The organism is Amycolatopsis aidingensis (genome assembly GCF_018885265.1).
Classification (GTDB): Bacteria; Actinomycetota; Actinomycetes; order Mycobacteriales; family Pseudonocardiaceae; genus Amycolatopsis; species Amycolatopsis aidingensis.
The window spans coordinates 4,524,986-4,543,921 of sequence record NZ_CP076538.1; the positions used below are offsets into that span (position 1 = coordinate 4,524,986).

Here is an 18,936-nt window from a genome sequence, read left to right on the forward strand (position 1 = left end):
CGCTATGCGGCGAAGCCGGCCTCCTCCAGGTGCACGGTGCCCTCGGCCTGTACCCAGGCACCGCGCACGTTCTCCTGCGCGACCGAGAGGAACGCCGTGCTGCCGATGACGATGATCGGGCTCTCCCGGTTGAGGATCCGCTGTGCCGTGGTGAGGGCGGCCTCCCGCTCCGGCCCTTCGGCACTGGACTCGATGGTCGCGACGGCATCGTTGTACTCCGCGGGTGCCGACCAGTTGCACTCGCATGTTCCCTGGTCGGCGAACCAGGCCAGGGAGTAGCTTCCGGGCAGCGGGGTGAACGAGAGGTAGTTCGCGGCCAGTGTGCCGGGGTAGCGCTTGCCCTGCGGGTAGAACTTGGCGGACCAGGTGCTGGTTTCCGCCGCCTGGATCTCCAGCGTGATCCCGATCTTGCGCAGATCCTGCTGCAGGATCTCGCCGATGGTCGTCCATTCCGGATCACCGCCGGACTTGGTCCAGAAGGTCAGCGTGCTTCCCTCACCCACTCCCGCCTCGGCGAACAGCCGCTTGGCCTGCTCCAGGTCGAACTGGTGGGTGGGCAGGCTTTGCTCGTAGTGTTCGTTCTTCGGGTTGACCACCACATTGGCCGGGGTGGCGACGCCGTAGCCCGCGTAGCCGGCCGCCATCATGGACTCCCGGTCCGCCGCATAGGACAGCGCCTGCCGGGCGACCGGGTTGTCGAACGGAGGCGAGGTGGTGTCCAGCTCCCACACCACATAGCTCGCCGCCTGCTCGGCGGTGAGCAACTGCCGCCCCTCGGTGGCGAGGCCGGCGGCCGAGTCCGGCGCGACCGCGGCCAGCACGTCCACCTCGCCCGAGCGCAGCGCGGTCTGCGCGGCGGTGGCGTCGGCATAACGCACGATCTTGATCTCGTCCAGATGCGGCCGGGCGCCCCAGTAGTTCTCGTTGCGTACCAGTTCCACCGTCTGGTCCGGAACGAAGGAACGCAGCTGGTACGGCCCGGTGCCGTTGGCATTGCGGTCCACATTGGCGATATCGTCGACATCGCTCATCTTCACGTCCGCGATGGCCGTCGGCAGTTGCGGATTGGGCCGGTCCAGTTCGAGCACCAGCGTGGTGTCGTTCTCGGCGGTCACCAGGGACACCATGTCGATCTTCGTCGCGACCTGCGCTGGCACCTCAGGGTCGAGCACCCGTTCGAAGTTCTTCTTCGCCTCGGCGGCGGTGAACGGCTTGCCGTCGTGGTACCGCACGCCGTCGCGCAGCCGGAAGGTCCAGCGGGTGAAGTCCGGCGAGTGTTCCCAGGACTCGGCCAGATCGGGCTGCGCGGTGTTGTCCGGCGCCCATTTGGTCAGGCCGTTCCACAACAGGGTCTGCAACTGCGTCTGCGCCGCGCTGGCGATGGTGTTCGGGTCGAGCTGCGCCACCCCGCTGGTCTGGCCGAACACCAGCGTGCCGCCCTCGGCCACCGGCCCCTGCTCGGCCTGCGCGGTCGGCGAAACCTCCGGGTCCGCGGGCCCCCCGCCACCACATCCGGCGACCGCGGCGGCCAGCACGAGACCGAGGCACAGGGCACCCCATGCCTGGTTGCCTGCCCCCTTGCCCACGCCCACCTCCCGGCCCTCCCCGGCTGTACGAGCGGTCGTTCGCGCGATTCATCGCTATTTCGAAAATAGCTTTCCCAACTCGAAGATGTTAGAACCGGCGGCCGAACCTGCGCAATACTCTGCTCAGGGGCAGCCCTCTCTCCCCTGGCCGCAGCCGAGCTCCGCCGAGATCTCCTGCCCGTGCCGGACGACCAGGTCAGCTGCCGTGGACAACCGCCGGACGGCCAGGTCCTTCGCGAACCCGGTCACCCCGATGGAGCCGACCACCCCGTCCTCGGCGCCGAAGATCGGCGCCGCGACACAGGCGATATCGGCCTCTTCCTCCTCGTCCTCCAGCGCGTATCCGCGATCACGCACCTTGGCGAGCTGGGCGCGCAGCGCCCGCGGGGTCGCCTTGCGAGCCTTCGGCCCCGCGCCCTTGGTCAACTGGGTGAGCAGCGGGGCCAGCGCCTCATCCGGCAGGTACGCCGCGATCGCCCGACCCAGCGCCGTGAGGTCGAATGGCGACACCTTGCCCGGATAGGTGTCAAACTGGATGAATCCCGAGGTCGCGGCCTTGGCCACGTACACAATGGACGCGCCGTCCAGCACACCGAGGTGGGCGGGCATGTTCAGCTCGTCGGCGACCAGCCGCAGATGTGGTTGCACGACCGTGGCGAGATCATCCTTGCGGATCAACGGGGCCGCCAGGTCGTAGAGCCGCAGGGTGGGACGCCAGAAGTGGCTGCGCCCCACCACCCGGCGTGCCGCATACCCCCGTGCCTCCAGCGTGTAGACGATCGAGGCACAGGTGGCCAGCGGGATCCCGGTGTTGCGGGACAACGCGGTCAGCGTCAACCCATCCTCCGCCGCCACCAACGTCTCCAGCACGGTGAGCGTCCGGTCCACCGCCGGCGAAGCGGGTTTCGCGCCCGCCTCCTCGTGCACTGTCATCCCACCACCTCGCAGCTGTCTTCGGATACCCGGATAAGTCTTCAGTATGTCGATAATATAGCCACCGACGTTACCCGCACCCGGCGTGTTTGCCGCCTACGCGCGCGTGTTTGCCGTTCCCGCGCACGCGTTGGCTGCCCACGCGCACGCTTTGGCCATTCCCGCGCATCGTGTTTGCCGCTCAGGTAACCGTGTTGGCCGGTGACGAGCCTGTGGCTGGGTTTCAGACACGCCTCCGGCGCGCCGCGGGGCACTGGCGCTCCACACATCACCACTAGCAGGGCTGGTTACTAGCGCCAGCACCCCACGGAACGAGCACCCCGGGCCCGGCCTGGCATGCATTCTGTGTCGAACACGCATTCGAGTGAATACCAGCGGGTACACATTCACGCGGGGAATTCTTGTCGGCCCGAACGGTATCATTGTGGGTATGGACAGACACAGTTCTGATCCGCACACGGATCCCCCCGAAGACGCACTCACCACACTCGACGCCTTGGAGGCCAACGAACGCGCCATCGCCCAGCTGGAAGCGCGGCGGGTGCTGCTGGTGGCCGACCTCACCCACGACCGGGACGAACGGGTCTCGCTGGTGACCGAAATCGCCGGACGCCTCTACTGGACCCGGCACCGAGTCGAAGAAGCCCTGGCGCTGGGGCAGCACCTCACCCGGTTGCCGAACACCCTCGCCGCGTTCCGCGAGGGCCGGATTGATCAGGAGAAGGTGAAAGCGGTGGTGGAACCCACCGCGGTCCTCACCGACCAACAAGCCCGCGACGTCGACCAGCGGATGAGCGACAAGCTGGAACGCAAAGACCGCACCAGCCTGCGGCGGTCGGTGCGCTACCAGGTACTCGCGGTCGACCCCGACGGGGCGGCGCGGCGCACCCGGGCCCGGCGGGCACAACGATCCCTGGAACTCATCCATCAAGACGATGGGGTGTCCAGCCTCATGGCCGACCTCCCGACGGAGGTGGCCAGTGCGATTTATGCACGCTGTGACCGGGCCGCCCGACGGATGCGGAAAGAAGGGGACAGTCGCACGTTGGAGCAGTTGCGGGCGGACGTGTTCGCCGATTTGGCCCTCCGAGAAGACGGCACGATCCGGGCGCCGCGCACGGAGGTGTACCTCTACTTCGCCGCCAGCTCCCTGCTGGGGCTGGACGAGCAGCCCGGATACCTGGCCGGGCACGGGCACATCCCCGCGGCGTTGGCGCGGGAGCTGGCCACCCACCCCGACAGCGTCTGGCGACGGCTGTTGACCGACCCGGCCACCGGGCATCCCACCGACCTCGGACGCACGCGGTACCGGCCCCCGGCGGCACTGGATGAGTTCGTGCGGGTACGAGACCGGGAATGCCAGGGCATCGGGTGCCACCGGCCCTCGCAGCAGTGCCAGAACGACCACACCACCGACTGGGCCCAGGGCGGGGGCACCAACGAAGAAGAGCTGGTGGGCTACTGCGAACGCGACCACCACCTGAAGGACCTGCCGGGATGGAAATACGAGGTGATCGACGGGATACCCACCATCACCACACCCCACGGAGACATCCACCAAAGCCCCCGCGAACCCCTCCACGAACCCCTCACCCCAGACAACGACAAACCACCCTTCTGACAGGCGGTGGAGCGGACCCAGGCGCGTCGACGCGGCGGCGTCCAGGAAGATGAGCCGGTGCCCCGCGACATCGCCGACGACGAAACCGGGCCCATCCGCCGGGTGCCGCCCGAGGCAGCGCAGCGCGGGCGGCGAGCGGACCGGAGACCGGCCGAGGGACCCGACGAGAGACCGGCACGGCGGCGGAAACCCGCCACCCCGCAGCAAACCGGACATGGCCACGGACACGGCCATGGACACGGACCGACCCAACCGGCCTCGCGACGGGTACGCAGGCTGCTGACCGCGCTGCTCGCTCCGCTCGCGCTGGCGACCCTTATCGGGATGGTGTTGCTCTATCCCTGGGGGCAGGAAGGGCCGGACAGCGCGATCGACTCGGGCACCCCGGTCGACGGAGAGGTGACCGCGACGGCGGTCGGCCCCTGCCTCGCGCCCGGGGAGGTACAGGTGGGCCAGCCCGCGCCCGCGCCTGGGGAGGACCGCTGCCTGGCCATCGACGTCCACCTCACCGACGGGCCCGGGGCGGGCCGGACGATCCGCAAGGTCATCCCGGTCGAGCCGAGCACCCCTCGCTTCGCCGCCGGTGACCAGGTGGTGCTGGCCTTCACCGGGTCGGACGCCGCCAGCCCCGACTCCTACCAGCTGCGTGACTTCCAGCGTGAACTGCCGCTGGCCCTGCTCGCCGCGCTCTTCGCGGCCGCCGTGCTGATCCTGGGCCGGTGGCGTGGGCTCGCGGCGCTGGGCGCGCTCGTGCTCAGCTTCGTCGTGCTGGCCGTGTTCGTGCTGCCCGCGATCCTGGCCGGTGAGAATCCGCTGCTGGTCGCCATCGCGGGCGCCGGGCTGATCATGTTCGTGGCCCTCTACCTCACGCACGGCCTGTCCGCGCTCACCTCGGTCGCCGTACTCGGCACCCTGGCCAGCCTCACCCTCATCGGCATCATCTCCGCGATCTTCTCCGCGGCCGCAGAACTGACCGGCCTTGACGAGGACACCACTTCGCTGATCGCCGCGCTCGGACACGGGATCGACGCCCGCGGCCTGCTGCTGGCCGGAGTGGTCATCGGCGCACTCGGCGTGCTGGACGACGTCACCGTCACCCAGGCCAGCTCGGTATGGGAACTGCGCAGGGCGAACCCGGCCCTGGACTGGCGGGAACTGTACGCCGCGGGCCTGCGGATCGGACGCGATCACGTCGGCTCGGCCGTCAACACACTGGTCATGGCCTACGCCGGGGCCGCGCTGCCGGTGCTGCTGCTCTCCCACCTCTCCGGGGTCGGGCTCGGCCCCATCCTCGGCTCCCAGGACATCGCCCAGGAGATCGTCCGCACGCTCGCGGGCAGCATCGGCATCGTGGCCGCCGTGCCGGTGACCACCCTGCTGGCCGCGCTCATCGCCAGCCGCGAGGTCGTGGAACCCCAGTACTAACCACACGACTCACACCAGTCACAGCAGCACCAACGCCGCACCCCGGCTCGGCCGGAGCCTCCGCGGTGGAGTACCAAGAGCGGGCAACCGGCGGCTGGAGGCGGCATGCTCGACCTGGTCCTCGCGCTCCCCCGGCGCCTGCTCGGTGCCGTGCGCACGGCGGGCGCCGCGGTCGTCGCGCTGCCCCGGATCAGCAGCACCCTCGACGAACTGCGCGAGACCGCGAAGCAACTCGAGAAGCTCGCCACCTTTGCGGTACAGGAACTGCCCGAGGTGATCTACCAGCTCGAGGCGATCCGCGCGGAACTCACCGCGATCGAACGGCGCCTGCAGGAAAACGACCGGACGGTCACTCCAGGGTCGCCACGAACCGGCTGACCGCCTCCATGGTGAACCGCTGGGCGAACTTGCCGGAGGGCGCGGCCGAGGCCAACCGATACAGCGGCCGGTCAGCGGCACCGTCCCCACGGGCGTCCGACTTCAGCTGCGCCACCAGCAGCTCCGCGAACACCATGCCGTTGGCCTCGACGTTGTTCACCAGCGCGTCGGCAAGCCTGCGCAGGGTCAGCACGCCCAGCTCCCGGCCACCGGTGCCGGAGTACACGGCAAGGTCGATCTTGACCGTCTGTCCGCGCTGGCCCGCGTTCACCAGCAGGCTCACCGTGCGGGCCCCGCGCACATCCGTGACCAGCAGGTCGATCCGCTGCGCCTCGACCAGATCGATCCGTCGCGACCGCCAGGTGCGCACGATGACCGTCTTGCCCTCCAGCCACACCTGCCTGCGCACGTTGAACATCACCACGTACAGCAGGGGAAGGCCGATCACCGCGGCCGTGACCAGCCCGGCGACCTGACCGCCGATCAGCCCGGCGAGGCCGCCGAAGGCGGCGGCGAAGATGAGCACGCCGATCAGGCCGGACCAGCCCCTACGGCGCCGCAGCCGCGGATCGTCGTTGAACAGGGCCAGCCGCTCCGGCTGCGCCCCGGATCCACGCTCGGCGGGTTCCGGCGTCGAGTCGCTCATCGTTCTCCCACTTCCGAACCCGAGAAGAACGGGTTGGTCCTGCGCTCCTGACCGATCGTGCTGCTCGGCCCGTGGCCCGGCAGCACCACGGTGTCATCGGCCAGCACGGACAGCTTGGTGCGCAACGAGTGCGCCAGCGCACCCGGATCCCCGCCCGGCAGGTCGGTCCGCCCCACCGAGCCCGCGAACAGCGTGTCGCCGGTCAGCACCAGCCGGCCTCCCTCGGTGTTGTCCAGCCGCAGCAGCACCGAACCCGGGGTGTGCCCCGGCACGTGCTCGACGGTGATCCGCAGGCCGGCCAGCTCCAGCACGCCCTCGGCGAGCTCGGCCACCTCGGCGGGTTCGGTGAGCTGTACCGATCCACCAAAGGCCGCGGCCAGTTCGGGGCCGAGGCCGGCCAGTGGATCGGAGAGCAGCACCCGGTCATGCGGATGGATCCACACCGCCACGCCGTAGGTGTCGGCGACCACGGCTGCGGAGTACACGTGATCGAAATGCCCGTGCGTGGCCAGCACCCCGGCCGGGGTCAGCTCGTGCTCCCGCAGTACCTGTTCGATCCGGTCCGCGGCGCCCTCACCAGGATCAACGATCACGGCCTCGCGTCCGGCCCCGGTGGCGAGGAGGTAGCAGTTGGCTTGGAAGGCCCCCGCCGGAAACCCGACGACAAGCACGAAACCCTCCTCGAGATCCACCTGTGACAAGCTGTTTGGACTACCCTATCGGCCCCTGTACGGGGTCCTAACAGGCTGTGCCCATAGACTGCGGCCACACCCGGGACGTGTGAGATGTCGAGTGGAATCTGGGAGGGCAGGTGCCGACCAACCAGCAGCGCCGCGAAGCCGCGAAGCGGAAGCTCGAACGACAGCTTGCACGCAGGGCGGAACGGGCGAAGCGGCGCAAGATCGTCGGGGTCGGCGTCACCGTCGGTGCCGTGGTGATCGTGGCGGGGCTCGTGGTGTTCGTGGCGACAAGGGGCGGCGAGGACGCCGCGGCGGACAACCCGTCGGACAATCCGTCCTCGACCAGCTCGCCCGAGCAGCCGCCGGTGCAGATCCCGAGCGAGCGGGCGCCGATGCCGGAGCGGCCGGAGGCGTTGCCGAATCCGGTGAGCTGCGAGTACCCCAAGGACGAGGGCCAGACGTCCAAGACGGCGGAACCGCCGGAGGGCAAGGACGTTCCCTCCACCGGCACCGTGAACGTGACCATGCAGAGCACCGCGGGTGACATCCCGCTCACCCTGGATCGCGCGCTCGCCCCGTGCACCGTGAACAGCTTCCTGAACCTGGTGAAGCAGGACTTCTACACCGGAACCGAGTGCCACCGGCTGGGCACCCAGGGCCTGCAGATGCTGCAGTGCGGCGACCCGAACGGCGACGGCAGCGGCGGGCCGGGCTACACGATCCCGGACGAGAACTTCCCCGAGCTGAGCTACGGCCGGGGCATCCTGGCGATGGCGAAGACCTCGGCCCCGAACAGCGGCGGCAGCCAGTTCTTCATGGTCTACGGCGACGCGCAGCTGCCTCCTGACTACACCGTGTTCGGCAGCATCGACGACGCCGGCCTCGAGGTGCTGGACAAGGTGGCCAAGGACGGTATCGACCAGAGCGCGATGGGCCAGGACGGCACCGGCAAGCCGAGCACCCAGGTGAAGTTCACCGGCGTGACCATCGAGTCGTGACCAGGTCGTGACGGCACCACGCAGGGCCGAGATCAACGGCTCGACGGCCACGGCCGAGCAGCTGGCGCTGCCCGCACTGGTCAACTATGGGCACTTCACCTCCATGCAGGTACGCGCGGGCCGCGTCCGCGGCCTCGCGCACCACCTGCGCAGGCTGGAGGACGCCACCCGGCTGCTGTTCGGGGTCGAGCTGGACACCGGGCCCGTCCGCGCGCAGCTGCGGCAGGCCGTGGCCGGGATGGAGGCGGTGTCGGCTCGGGTCACCGTGTTCTCCAGCAAACTGACCGCGCGGAACCCGGCCGGGCAGGCGGAGCCCGACGTACTGGTGACCACCGGCCCGCCGAGCGAACCGCCGCCGCGGCCGTTGCGCGTGTGTGCCGTGGAGTACCAGCGCTTCCTGCCGGAGATCAAGCACGTCGGCACCTTCGGCCTGATGTACCACCGCCGCGCGGCACAACAGGCAGGCTTCGACGACGCCCTGTTCCTGACCGGGGCAGGCCAGGTCAGCGAGAGCACGATCTGGAATGTCGGGTTCTTCGACAGCGGCACGGTGGTGTGGCCACAGGCCCCGATGCTGGACGGCATCACCCAGCAGCTGCTCCGCGACGGCCTACGGCGGCTGGGCGTGCCCACCGAGACCAGGGCGCTCAGCCTGCCCGAGGCCAAGGGCCTGCGGTCGGCCTTTTTCGCCAACTCCAGCGCGCCCGACGCGCTGCTGACCTCGATCGACGACCTCGAGCTCGCCGTGGACCCCGAGCTCGGCGAGCTGCTGCGGGCCGCCTACGAGGCCACCCCGATGGAGGAGATCTGACCCGGCCGGGTCAGCGGTAGGTGAACGAGGGCGTACGACGCTCCAGAAACGCCGCCACGCCCTCCGCGTAGTCCTCCCCGTGCACCGCGGCCAGCCGGATGGCAGCGACCTCCTCATCGCTCTCCTGCTGCCCGGCGAGGATCTTCTCGATGATCCGATTCATCCCGCGGATCGAGGCCTGCGAACGCGCGCACAGGGTGCGGGCGAACTCCAGTGTGCTGTCCGCCAGCTCCTCCTCGGCGAGGACCTCGTTCACCAGCCCGATCTCCCGCGCCCGCGCGGCGCCGATCAACTGCCCGGACAGCAGGAAGTACCGGGCATGTGCCGGGCCGACCAGTGCCACCAGCTGGCGGGTGGAGCGGAAGTCGTACACGATGCCCAGCTTCGCCGGGGTGATCCCGAATCGTGAACCGGCAGCGGCGAACCGGAAGTCGCAGGCCACCGAAAGCTGACAGCCGCCGCCGATACAGTTCCCGCGGATCATCGCCACACTCGGCTTGCGCATGCCGGTGAGCGCACGCACTGCGGCCTCGACGGCCTCGTCGTAGCTCGCGGCACCCTCGGCGGAGGACCGCAGGGCGCCGAACTCGCTGATATCGGCGCCCGCGGAGAAATCCTGACCGGCCCCGGTGAGCACCAGTACCTTGATCTCCGGATCGGCCTCCACCTCGGCGACGATGCCGGGGATAGCCGCCCACATGCCGTGGGTGATCGCGTTCTTCTTCTCCGGCCTGGCCAGCGTCAGCCGTGCGATCTCGCCTTCGCGTGCGAACAGGAGCCCTTCGGTCACGGCTCCACCGTAGGCGAGGCAGGCCGCGTCACGAGGCGGAGGTGACGCGGTACACGTCGTACACGCCCTCCACGTTGCGCACCACCTTCAGCACATGCCCGAGGTGCTTGGGGTCGCCCATCTCGAAGGAGAACCGGCTGACCGCGACCCGGTCCCGCGAGGTGGTCACCGAGGCGGACAGGATGTTCACCCGCTCGTCGGCGAGCACCTTGGTCACATCGGAGAGCAGCCGGTGCCGGTCCAACGCCTCCACCTGGATCGCCACCAGGAACACCGAGGACTCCGATGGCGCCCACTCCACCTCGACCAGCCGCTCCGGCTGGGAGCGCAGGTCATCGGCGTTGGTGCAGTCGGTGCGGTGCACGCTGACCCCACCGCCCCTGGTGACGAAGCCGAGGATCTCGTCGCCGGGCACCGGGGTGCAGCAGCGGGCGAGCTTGGCCCAGACGTCGCTGGCTCCCTTGACGACCACGCCCACGTCGTTGGAGCCCCGCCTACGGGTGACCGTGGAGGGAGTGGACCGCTCGGCCAGCTCCTCCTCGGCCTCCTCCACGCCGCCGATCAGCGCCACCAGCCGCTGCACCACGTGCTTGGCGCTGGTGTTCCCCTCGCCGACGGCGGCGTACAGCGAGCTGATGTCGGCGTAGCGCAGCTCGGCGGCCAGTGCGCCCATCGAGTCCGCGGAGACCAGCCGCTGCAACGGCAGCCCGACCTTGCGGACCTCCTTGGTGATCGCCTCCTTGCCGCCCTCGATCGCCTCGTCCCTGCGTTCCTTGGCGAACCACTGCCGGATCTTGGCGCGGGCCTTCGGCGAGCCCGCGAACTGTAGCCAGTCCCTTGACGGGCCCGCGCCCTCGGCCTTCGAGGTGAACACCTCGACGACCTCGCCGTTCTCCAGCTTGCGCTCCAGCGCCACCAGCCTGCCGTTCACCCTGGCACCGATGCAGCGGTGCCCGACCTCGGTGTGCACGGCATAGGCGAAGTCCACCGGGGTGGAACCGACGGGCAGGGTGATCACGTCGCCCTTCGGCGTGAACACGAAGATCTCCCTGCTGGCCAGCTCGTAGCGCAGCGACTCGAGGAACTCGCCGGGGTCGGCCGCCTCCCGCTGCCAGTCCAGCAGCTGGCGCATCCAGGCCATCTCGTCCACGTCCACGGCGTTGCCGTTATGCGTGCCCCTGGTCTCCTTGTAGCGCCAGTGCGCCGCGATGCCGTACTCCGCGGTGCGGTGCATCTCGTAGGTACGGATCTGCACCTCGAGCGGCTTGCCGTCCGGCCCGATCACCGTGGTGTGCAGGGACTGGTAGACGCCGAACCGCGGCTGGGCCACGTAGTCCTTGAACCGGCCTGGCATCGGCTGCCACAACGCGTGCACCACGCCCATCGCGGCATAACAGTCGCGCACGTCCTCCACCAGGATCCGCACGCCGACCAGGTCGTGGATGTCGTCGAGGTCGCGGCCACGGACGATCATCTTCTGGTGGATCGAGTAGTAGTGCTTCGGCCTGCCCTCGACCCGCGCCTTGATCCGCGAGCCCTCCAGCTGGGTGGTGAGCTCGCCGATCACACCGCGCAGGTAGGTGTCCCTGGACGGGGCCCGGTCGGCCACCAGCCGCACGATCTCGTCGTACTTCTTGGGCTGCAGGATGGCGAACGCGAGATCCTCCAGCTCCCACTTCACCGTGGCCATGCCGAGCCGGTGCGCCAGCGGGGCGAGCACCTCCAGGGTCTCCTTGGCCTTGCGGGCCTGCTTCTCCGGGGGCAGGAACCGCATGGTGCGCATGTTGTGCAGCCGGTCGGCGAGTTTGATCACCAGCACCCGCGGGTCGCGGGCCATGGCGATGACCATCTTGCGGATCGTCTCCGCCTCGGCCGCGTGGCCGAGCTTCACCTTGTCCAGCTTGGTGACCCCGTCCACAAGCTCGCCGACTTCCTTGCCGAACTCCTCCTTGAGCCGGTCCAGGGAGTACGCCGTGTCCTCGACGGTGTCGTGCAGCAGGGCGGCGACCAGCGTGGTGGTGTCCATGCCCAGCTCGGCGAGGATGGTGGCCACGGCCAGCGGGTGGGTGATGTAGGGGTCCCCGGACTTGCGCCGCTGCTCCCGGTGCAGTTCCTCGGCCACGTCGTAGGCCCGCTGCAACAGCCCCAGGTCGGCGCTGGGATGCAGCTCCCGGTGCACCGCGGCCAGCGGTTCCAGCACCTGCTTCACCGAGGCGGCGCGCTGGGCGGTGATCCGGCGGGCCAGCCGGGCGCGGACCCGGCGGGTCGCCGAGGGCGCCCTGGTCGCGGCGCCGTTCGTGGCGGGCTGGGCCGTGCCGGCAGCGGGTGCCTCCGAGTGGCCAGCCACCACGGAATCGAGCTCCTGGCTCACCCGCACCTCCAACTGCTCGCGCGGTCTCTGATCCCCCAGCCTAACTCGCGCCAGTCGGTTCTCGTTCCGGGACGCCGTCGTATGGCGTACGGCTGGCTCAGCTGGTGCGGAGGGCGTGCACCGGAACGTCGGGAAGTTGCTTGCGGCCGCCGAGTTCGGCCAGCTCCAGTACCACCGCCACCTCGGTGACCGCGGCACCCACCCGGTCCAGCAGCGCGCAGGCCGCTGCGGCCGTGCCGCCGGTGGCGAGCACGTCGTCGATCACCGCGACCCGCGCGCCAGGCCGCACGGTCCCCGCGGGCAGTTCCAGGGTCTCGGTGCCGTACTCGAGCTGGTAGTCGATCCGGCTCGCCACCGAGGGCAGCTTGCCCGGCTTGCGCACCAGGGTGACCCCGATGCCCCTGGCATAGCCGAGGGCGGCCGCCAGCAGGAAGCCCCGCGACTCCACCGCGGCGAGCACCTCGACCTCGGGGTCGAGCCGCGCACCGAGCGCGTCTACCACGGTGGCGAAGGCCGCCGCCGTGCCGAACAGCGGCGTGAGGTCCCGGAACAGCACCCCGGGTTCGGGAAAGTCCGGGACCTCGCCGATCAGGTCGAGCGCGTCCGCGAGCCGCATACGTCCCGCTCAGCGCTTCCGTTTGCCGGAGGGCTTGCCCTTGGGCGCCGAGGTGGCCTTCTGGCTCGCCTTCGGCGTGCGGGCCGGGACCGAGGCGGCCGCGGCGTAAGCCTTCTCCTTGCGCAGCTCCGCGGCAAGGGACTCGTCGTCGCCCGCGTCGAAGTCCTCGTCCTCCTGCTGGCTCGCGGCCTTGCGCGCCAGGTTGGCCCTGCGCGCGGCCACCCGCTGGGCCTGGTCCTTGAACTTCGGATCCCGCATGGTGAGGTCCACCAGCAGCGGGGTGGCCAGCAGCACCGAGGACATGACCCCGGCCAGCATGCCGGTCAGCTGCACCAGCGCCAGGTCCTGCAACGTGCCGGAGCCGAGCAGGATGTAGCCGACCACCATCAGCCCGAGCACCGGCAGCAGCGCGATCACCGAGGTGTTGATGGACCGCATCAGGGTCTGGTTCAGCGCAAGGTTGGCCGCCTCGCCGTAGGTCCGCCGGGTCAGGCCGAGCAGGCCACGGGTGTTCTCCTTCACCTTGTCGAACACGACCACGGTGTCGTACAGCGAGAACCCGAGGATGGTGAGCAGGCCGATCACGGTCGCCGGGGTGACCTCGAAGCCGATCAGCGAGTAGACCCCCGCGGTGACCACCACGTCGTGCAGCAGCGCGACGACCGCCGCGATCGCCATCCGCCGCTCGAAGTAGAGCGCGAGGAAGATGGTCACCAGTACCAGGAACACCGCGAGCGCGATCAGCGCCTTCTCGGAGATCTCCCCGCCCCAGGATGAGCTCACCGCGCTGTCGCTGATGGCGTCCTCGGTGGGCTGGCCGTTCACCCCGAGGGGTTGCAGCTGCTCGAACAGGGCGCCCTTGACCTGGTCGACCTGCGCCGTGTTCAGCGTCTGCGAGCGGATCTGCACCGCGGCGGCGTCACCCAGCCCGACCTGCTGCGCCTCGGTGGCCTGCACGCCGAGCGTGTCGTTGAACACCGTCTTGGCCTCGTCCGGGGTGATCTCGCCGTTCGCGCCCTGCGCCGGCATCTCGATCTGGGTGCCGCCGACGAAGTCGATGCCGAGGCTGAACCCCTTGATGCCGATCGAGCCGATGCACACCGCGATCAGCACCGCGAAGAACACATACCAGCGTTTGCGGGCACCGACGATGTCGAACGCGCCGGTACCGGTGTACAGCCGCTGCAGCACGGTGTCCTTGGCCGGCTTCGGCTGGGCCTTGCCGTTCTGCTCCGGTTCCTCGACCGCCACGTCACGCCTCCTTCACGGCCGGGCCGACGCCCTTGGTCTGCCGGCGATTCGCACCCAGCCGCTGCACCGCTCCCAGCCCGGAGAGCTTGGGACTGGACAGGGTCTTCGACTTCGCTATCAGTGCCACCAGCGGGTGGGTCACCAGGAACACCACGCTCAGGTCCAGCACCGTCGACATGCCGAGGGTGAACGCGAAGCCCTGCACCTCACCCACCGCGAGGGTGTACAGCACGGCAGAGGCCAGGAAGAGCACCGCGTCCGAGGCCAGGATGGTGCGCCGGGCCCGTACCCAGCCGCGGGACACCGCGGAGCGGAAGGTTCTGCCCTCCCGCATCTCGTCCTTGAGCCGTTCGAAGTACACCACGAAGGAGTCGGCCGTGACACCGATGGCGATGATGAACCCGGCGACCCCGGCGAGGTCGAGGGTGAACCCGATCCATCGGCCGAGCAGCACCAGCACCGCGTACACGACCGTCGCCGAGAGGAACAGCGAGAGCACGGTGAGCACGCCGAGAATGCGGTAGTAGAACAGGCAGTACACGAACACCAGCGCGATGCCGATGCCGCCCGCGATCAGGCCCGCCTGTAGCGAGGACAGGCCGAGGGTGGCCGAAACGGTCTTCGCGTCGGACGAGGTGAAGGACAGCGGCAGCGAGCCGTACTTCAGCACCTCGGCCAGGTCCCTGGCCTCGGCCTGGGTGAAATTCCCTGTGATCCGGGTCCGGCCGTCCAGGATGGCGACCTCGATGTTCGGCGCGGAGACGACCTGGGTGTCCAGCACGAACGCGGCCCGCTCGCCGACGTTGGCCGAGGTGAACTCGCCCCACTTGGTGGTGCCCTCGGAGTTGAACTCCAGGTTCACCTCCCAGCCGGGGCTGCCCTGCTGCGGCGGGTTCGCGGTGGCCTGGGAAATCTGGTCCCCCGGCAGGAAGCTGGGGCCCAGCACGTACTTCTCGGTGCCATCCTGGTTACAGGTGACCAGCGGCAACTCCGGATCATCGTTCCCGCGCAGCGGGTCCGCCTGGGAGCACTGCAACCGGGCCAGCGCCTGCTGCTGCAGCTGCTGTGCCTGCGCCGCCGCGGCCTGGTCCTGCGGATCGGCCGGAACCAGGTTCGGGTCCTGCCGGTACTCCTTGGCCTCGCGGATCTGCTTGGCGGTCTCGGCGTCGATCTTGCCGTCGTCGTTGTCCGGCTGTTGCGCGGGCTGCGCCCCGGCGGGCGCGCCACCGCCGCCCTGCTGGCCCTGCTCGCCCTCGGGCTGGCCCGCTCCAGGCTCGCCAGTGGCTGAGGGGTCGCCGGAAGGGGGCGGGCTGGACTGCCCTGTCGGCGGCGGGGCCTGCTGGCCTGCCGGTACCGCCTGGACCACCTTGCGGAAGTTCAGCCTGGCCGTCCGGCCGAGGTTCTTGGCCTGGTCGCCTTCCTCACCGGGCACCGTGATCACCAGGTTGCTGCCGTCGACCACCACCTCGGCACCGCTGACCCCGATGCTGTTCACCCGGGTCTCGATGATCGAACGTGCCTGCTGGAGGGACTCGCGGGACGGCTCGTTGCCGTCCGGCGTGCGCGCCGTCAGGGTGACCCTGGTACCGCCCTGCAGGTCGATGCCCAGTTTGGGCTTCGGCTGCCCGTCGCCGGTGAAGAACACCAGCGCGTACAGCGCGACGACGATGAGGACGAAGAAGGCGAGATAGCGTCCCGGGCGGATCTGCCCGGCCGGAGGTGCCACGGTCGGTCGTACTCCTCGAACTGGGTCCTGTCAGCTGTCGGTGCCCTGCCCGTGCCCGGCCACCCGGTGAGACGGCCGACACACACGCAGCACCGAGACCCTACTCGGTGCTGCGTGAACCCAGCGTTGGGCCCTCACCCACACGTGGCGAGGCGCATGGGCGATCAGGCTGAGGCGCACGCTCCGTTACTTCTTGCCGTGTTCCAGCGGGGGCGCGACCTGCGCTCCCTGCTTCTCCTCATCGGCTTCGGTGTCACGCTCGGTGTCCGCGGCCGAGTTCGTCTCGGCGACCGCCTCGTCCTCGGTGTCCTCGTCGCCGTCCTCGTCGAGCACCGGGTTGATCTTCTCCCGCACGGCCTGGCGCAGCCAGGTGGTCACCACGCCATCGGCGATCTCGAGGTCGATGGTGCTCTCGTCGCTGGCGTCAGCCACCGTCGCGTACAGGCCGGAGGTGGTCATCACCCGGTCCCCGTCGGACAGGCTGTTCTGCAGCTCCTGCTGCTGCGCCATCGCCTTCTTCTGCTTGCGGGTGCCCATGATGAGCGGAATCGCCACGACGAGCATCAGGAGCAGCGGCAGGAATAGGCCTTCCATAATTCTCCATTCGACGGACGCTCGTGCCTGGAGATGGCGTCCGGTTTGTGTGGATGTGCTCTATCGAGTGTGCCAGGTGCCACCGGGAAGGCCAGCACCTGGTGCTGGTCGGTGCTCCCCTGGCCCTGTTCAGTCGAACAAACTCGGCTCCGCAACCGTTCCCGCGGGCGGCTGCAACCCGAGGTGCTCCCAAGCGGTCGCGGTAGCGACCCGGCCACGGGGAGTCCGTGCGAGCATACCGGCGCGCACAAGGTAGGGCTCACACACCTCCTCCACCGTGGTCGGCTCCTCCCCCACGGCGACCGCGAGCGTGGACACGCCAACCGGCCCGCCGCCGAAGGAACGCACCAGCGCACCGAGCACGGCGCGGTCCAGCCGGTCCAGCCCGAGCTCGTCCACGTCGTAGACCTCCAGCGCGGCGCGCACCACCTCCTTGCTCGCCACGCCGTCCGCACGCACCTCGGCATAGTCCCGCACCCGGCGCAGCAGCCGGTTGGCGATCCGCGGGGTGCCGCGGGAGCGGCGGGCGATCTCCGCGCCTGCGTCCTCGTCCACGGTGATGTCCAGGATGGTCGCCGCCCTGCGGACCACCAGCTCCAGCTCCTGCGGGTGGTAGAACTCCATCTGCCCGGTGAAGCCGAACCGGTCGCGCAGCGGGCCGGTCAGCGAGCCGGATCGGGTGGTCGCGCCGACCAGCGTGAACGGGGCGATCTCCAGCGGGATGCTGGTCGCCCCCGGCCCCTTGCCGACCACCACGTCCACCCGGAAGTCCTCCATCGCCAGGTAGAGCATCTCCTCGGCGGGGCGCGCGATGCGGTGGATCTCGTCGATGAACAGGACGTCGCCCTCGGCGAGGTTGGACAGCATCGCGGCCAGGTCGCCCGCGCGCTCCAGCGCGGGTCCCGAGGTGACCCGGATCGTGGCGTCCAGCTCGGCCGCGATGATCATCGCCAGGCTGGTCTTGCCGAGCCCCGGCGGGCCGGACAGCAGCACGTGGTCCGGCGGCACGCCGCGCATGCGCGCGCTGGCCAGTACCAGGTCCAGTTGCTCGCGCACCCTGGGCTGCCCGATGAACTCCGCCAGCTTGCGCGGACGCAGGGTGGTCTCGACTTCGTGCTCGCCGCGGTGCGGCAGGGCGGAGAGGGCGGTCTCGTCGGCCGGTTCGAAGTCGGTCACCTGCTCATCGTGCATGGACGCCCCTATTGCTTACGCCCGAGGGTGGTCAGCGCGGCCCGCAGGGTCGCCGAGGTGTCCGCGGCGCCGTCGGCCGCGAGTACCTTGTCCACCGCCTGCTCGGCCTGTTTGGCCGGGAAGCCCAGCCCGGCCAGCGCCTCCACGACCTCCGCGCGGACCGCGGCGCCCGCCCCGGTGGCGGCCGTGCCCTCCGGACCAGCGGTCTCGTCGGTGGCGGTCACCTTGTCCCGCAGCTCCAGGGTCAGCCGTTCGGCACCCTTGCGGCCGATCCCCGGGACCTGGGTGAGCGTGGTGATGTGGCCCTCGGCGAGCGCGGTGCGCAGCTTGTCCGGGTCGAGCACGGCCAGCGCGGCCAGCGCCAGCCGCGGGCCGATCCCGGAGACGGTCTGCAGCAGGCCGAACAGCTCCCGGGCCTCGAGCTCGGCGAAACCGAACAGGGTCAGCGAGTCCTCCCGGACCACCAGCGCGGTGTGCAGCAGGGTCTGCTCGCCCCGGCGCAGCGTGGCCAGGGTGGCCGGGGTCGCCTGCACCGCAAGCCCCACCCCGCCGACCTCCACCACCACGTGGTCAAGGCCCACGGACAGCACCTCGCCGCGCACCGAGGAGATCATCGCCCACCGCCTGTCGTGCCATTGATCGTGTTTGCCGTCCACGTAGTCGTGTTGGCCGTTCGCGTAGCCGAGTTTGCCGCCTGCGTAGCCGAGTTGGCCGTTCCCGTAGGCGAGTTGGCCTTCCGTGTCGCCGCGGCCAGCCGCGCCTTGTGCTTGCGGGCCAGTTCGGCGGCCCGCGCCTCGGCCTCGGCCACCTTCGCCCGCATCGGTTCCCGCCACAGGTGACAGATGGCAAGGGCCAGCGCGTCGGCAGCGTCCGCCGGACTGGGCTTCTCGGCGAGTTTGAGCAGCCTGGTCACCATGCCGGTGACCTGCGCCTTGTCCGCGCGGCCCGATCCGGTGACGGCCGCCTTCACCTCACTCGGGGTGTGGAACACCACCGGCAGCCCGCGCCGCGCCGCGCTCAGCGCCACCACGCCACCCGCCTGGGCGGTGCCCATCACGGTCCGCACGTTGTGCTGGCTGAACACCCGCTCCACCGCGACGGCGTGCGGCCGGTAGGTGTCCAGCCACTCCTCCACCCGCTCCGAGACATGCAGCAGCCGGGCGGACAGCTCCGCGTCGGCGGGGGTGCGCACCACGTCCACCGCCACACAGCTGACCGTCCTGCCGATTCCGCCGTCCACGACGCCGAGGCCGCAGCGGGTCAGCCCGGGGTCCACCCCGAGCACCCGCATCGTGTCCTTCACCTGCACCTGTCCCACC

Annotated in this window: 18 protein-coding genes; 5 read left to right on the forward strand and 13 right to left on the reverse strand. The window is 69.9% G+C overall.

All coding sequences use genetic code 11. The annotated features are described in order from the left end of the window. Nucleotides 1-2: 2 nt before the first annotated feature. The gene (locus tag KOI47_RS20785) at nt 3-1,592 is read right to left on the reverse strand and encodes an ABC transporter substrate-binding protein (protein WP_216206090.1); all 1,590 of its coding nucleotides are present in this window, start codon (nt 1,590-1,592) and stop codon (nt 3-5) included. A gap of 117 nt (nt 1,593-1,709) precedes the next feature. Continuing rightward, the gene (locus KOI47_RS20790; protein WP_216206093.1) at nt 1,710-2,519 is read right to left on the reverse strand and encodes an IclR family transcriptional regulator; all 810 of its coding nucleotides are present in this window, start codon (nt 2,517-2,519) and stop codon (nt 1,710-1,712) included. 430 nt (nt 2,520-2,949) lie between these two features. Between KOI47_RS20790 and KOI47_RS20795 the strand changes: the two genes are divergently transcribed. The 3 genes from KOI47_RS20795 to KOI47_RS20805 all read left to right on the forward strand — a co-directional run bounded on the left by KOI47_RS20795 (nt 2,950) and on the right by KOI47_RS20805 (nt 5,943). Next, nucleotides 2,950-4,140, forward strand: coding sequence for a DUF222 domain-containing protein (locus KOI47_RS20795; RefSeq protein ID WP_216205882.1), 1,191 nt, complete (start codon nt 2,950-2,952; stop codon nt 4,138-4,140). A gap of 57 nt (nt 4,141-4,197) precedes the next feature. Beyond that, on the forward strand, nt 4,198-5,565 hold the full coding sequence (locus KOI47_RS20800) for a YibE/F family protein (protein WP_216206095.1): 1,368 nt from the start codon (nt 4,198-4,200) through the stop codon (nt 5,563-5,565). Between the two features lie 105 nt (nt 5,566-5,670). Next, nucleotides 5,671-5,943, forward strand: coding sequence for a hypothetical protein (locus KOI47_RS20805; protein ID WP_232376137.1), 273 nt, complete (start codon nt 5,671-5,673; stop codon nt 5,941-5,943). Here the strand turns inward: KOI47_RS20805 and KOI47_RS20810 are convergent. Together KOI47_RS20810 and KOI47_RS20815 are read right to left on the reverse strand one after the other, a co-directional pair. Then, on the reverse strand, nt 5,915-6,589 hold the full coding sequence (locus KOI47_RS20810) for a hypothetical protein (protein WP_216206097.1): 675 nt from the start codon (nt 6,587-6,589) through the stop codon (nt 5,915-5,917). The two genes, KOI47_RS20805 and KOI47_RS20810, sit on opposite strands and share 29 nt — an antisense overlap. Beyond that, the gene (locus tag KOI47_RS20815) at nt 6,586-7,260 is read right to left on the reverse strand and encodes an MBL fold metallo-hydrolase (RefSeq protein ID WP_216217433.1); all 675 of its coding nucleotides are present in this window, start codon (nt 7,258-7,260) and stop codon (nt 6,586-6,588) included. Before KOI47_RS20815 ends, KOI47_RS20810 begins: the two co-directional genes overlap by 4 nt. Nucleotides 7,261-7,400: 140 nt before the next feature. Here KOI47_RS20815 and KOI47_RS20820 point away from each other — a divergent pair, with 140 nt between their 5' ends. Continuing rightward, entirely contained in the window at nt 7,401-8,267 is an 867-nt protein-coding gene (locus KOI47_RS20820) for a peptidylprolyl isomerase (RefSeq protein ID WP_216206099.1), read from the forward strand. Between the two features lie 7 nt (nt 8,268-8,274). Beyond that, entirely contained in the window at nt 8,275-9,078 is an 804-nt protein-coding gene (locus KOI47_RS20825) for an aminotransferase class IV family protein (RefSeq protein WP_216206101.1), read from the forward strand. Between the two features lie 10 nt (nt 9,079-9,088). Here KOI47_RS20825 and KOI47_RS20830 read toward each other — a convergent pair whose 3' ends face one another. From KOI47_RS20830 to ruvC, 9 genes are all read right to left on the reverse strand, one after another. Beyond that, nucleotides 9,089-9,868: an enoyl-CoA hydratase/isomerase family protein gene (locus KOI47_RS20830; protein WP_216206103.1), complete on the reverse strand. Its 780-nt coding sequence runs from the start codon at nt 9,866-9,868 to the stop codon at nt 9,089-9,091. 28 nt (nt 9,869-9,896) lie between these two features. Then, the gene (locus KOI47_RS20835) at nt 9,897-12,239 is read right to left on the reverse strand and encodes a RelA/SpoT family protein (RefSeq protein WP_216206106.1); all 2,343 of its coding nucleotides are present in this window, start codon (nt 12,237-12,239) and stop codon (nt 9,897-9,899) included. Nucleotides 12,240-12,336: 97 nt separating this feature from the next. Beyond that, nucleotides 12,337-12,855, reverse strand: coding sequence for an adenine phosphoribosyltransferase (locus tag KOI47_RS20840; protein WP_216206108.1), 519 nt, complete (start codon nt 12,853-12,855; stop codon nt 12,337-12,339). Between the two features lie 9 nt (nt 12,856-12,864). Then, complete coding sequence (gene secF / locus KOI47_RS20845; protein ID WP_216206110.1) at nt 12,865-14,106, reverse strand: protein translocase subunit SecF; 1,242 nt, start codon at nt 14,104-14,106, stop codon at nt 12,865-12,867. Nucleotide 14,107: 1 nt separating this feature from the next. Next, nucleotides 14,108-15,832, reverse strand: a complete 1,725-nt coding sequence (secD, locus tag KOI47_RS20850) for a protein translocase subunit SecD (RefSeq protein WP_216206112.1) — start codon at nt 15,830-15,832, stop codon at nt 14,108-14,110. Between the two features lie 186 nt (nt 15,833-16,018). Then, nucleotides 16,019-16,426 carry a preprotein translocase subunit YajC gene (yajC, locus tag KOI47_RS20855; protein WP_216206114.1) on the reverse strand — a complete coding sequence of 136 codons (408 nt, stop codon included), beginning with the start codon at nt 16,424-16,426 and terminating at the stop codon, nt 16,019-16,021. Nucleotides 16,427-16,555: 129 nt separating this feature from the next. Then, a complete protein-coding gene (gene ruvB, locus KOI47_RS20860) occupies nt 16,556-17,617 on the reverse strand; it encodes a Holliday junction branch migration DNA helicase RuvB (RefSeq protein WP_216206117.1) in 1,062 nt (353 codons plus the stop codon). Nucleotides 17,618-17,625: 8 nt separating this feature from the next. Further along, on the reverse strand, nt 17,626-18,231 hold the full coding sequence (gene ruvA / locus KOI47_RS20865; protein ID WP_216206119.1) for a Holliday junction branch migration protein RuvA: 606 nt from the start codon (nt 18,229-18,231) through the stop codon (nt 17,626-17,628). Further along, the gene (ruvC, locus tag KOI47_RS20870; protein ID WP_216217434.1) at nt 18,228-18,908 is read right to left on the reverse strand and encodes a crossover junction endodeoxyribonuclease RuvC; all 681 of its coding nucleotides are present in this window, start codon (nt 18,906-18,908) and stop codon (nt 18,228-18,230) included. The genes ruvA and ruvC overlap by 4 nt, the downstream gene beginning before the upstream one ends. Between the last annotated feature and the right edge of the window lie 28 nt (nt 18,909-18,936).

Coding starts and splice junctions, on each gene's coding strand:
- yajC (WP_216206114.1), bottom strand. CDS start 16,426: ATGGAAGGCCTATTCCTGCCGCTGCTCCTGATGCTCGTCGTGGCGATT.
- KOI47_RS20790 (WP_216206093.1), bottom strand. CDS start 2,519: ATGACAGTGCACGAGGAGGCGGGCGCGAAACCCGCTTCGCCGGCGGTG.
- KOI47_RS20810 (WP_216206097.1), bottom strand. CDS start 6,589: ATGAGCGACTCGACGCCGGAACCCGCCGAGCGTGGATCCGGGGCGCAG.
- KOI47_RS20805 (WP_232376137.1), top strand. CDS start 5,671: ATGCTCGACCTGGTCCTCGCGCTCCCCCGGCGCCTGCTCGGTGCCGTG.
- ruvA (WP_216206119.1), bottom strand. CDS start 18,231: ATGATCTCCTCGGTGCGCGGCGAGGTGCTGTCCGTGGGCCTTGACCAC.
- KOI47_RS20840 (WP_216206108.1), bottom strand. CDS start 12,855: ATGCGGCTCGCGGACGCGCTCGACCTGATCGGCGAGGTCCCGGACTTT.
- ruvC (WP_216217434.1), bottom strand. CDS start 18,908: ATGCGGGTGCTCGGGGTGGACCCCGGGCTGACCCGCTGCGGCCTCGGC.
- ruvB (WP_216206117.1), bottom strand. CDS start 17,617: ATGCACGATGAGCAGGTGACCGACTTCGAACCGGCCGACGAGACCGCC.
- KOI47_RS20795 (WP_216205882.1), top strand. CDS start 2,950: ATGGACAGACACAGTTCTGATCCGCACACGGATCCCCCCGAAGACGCA.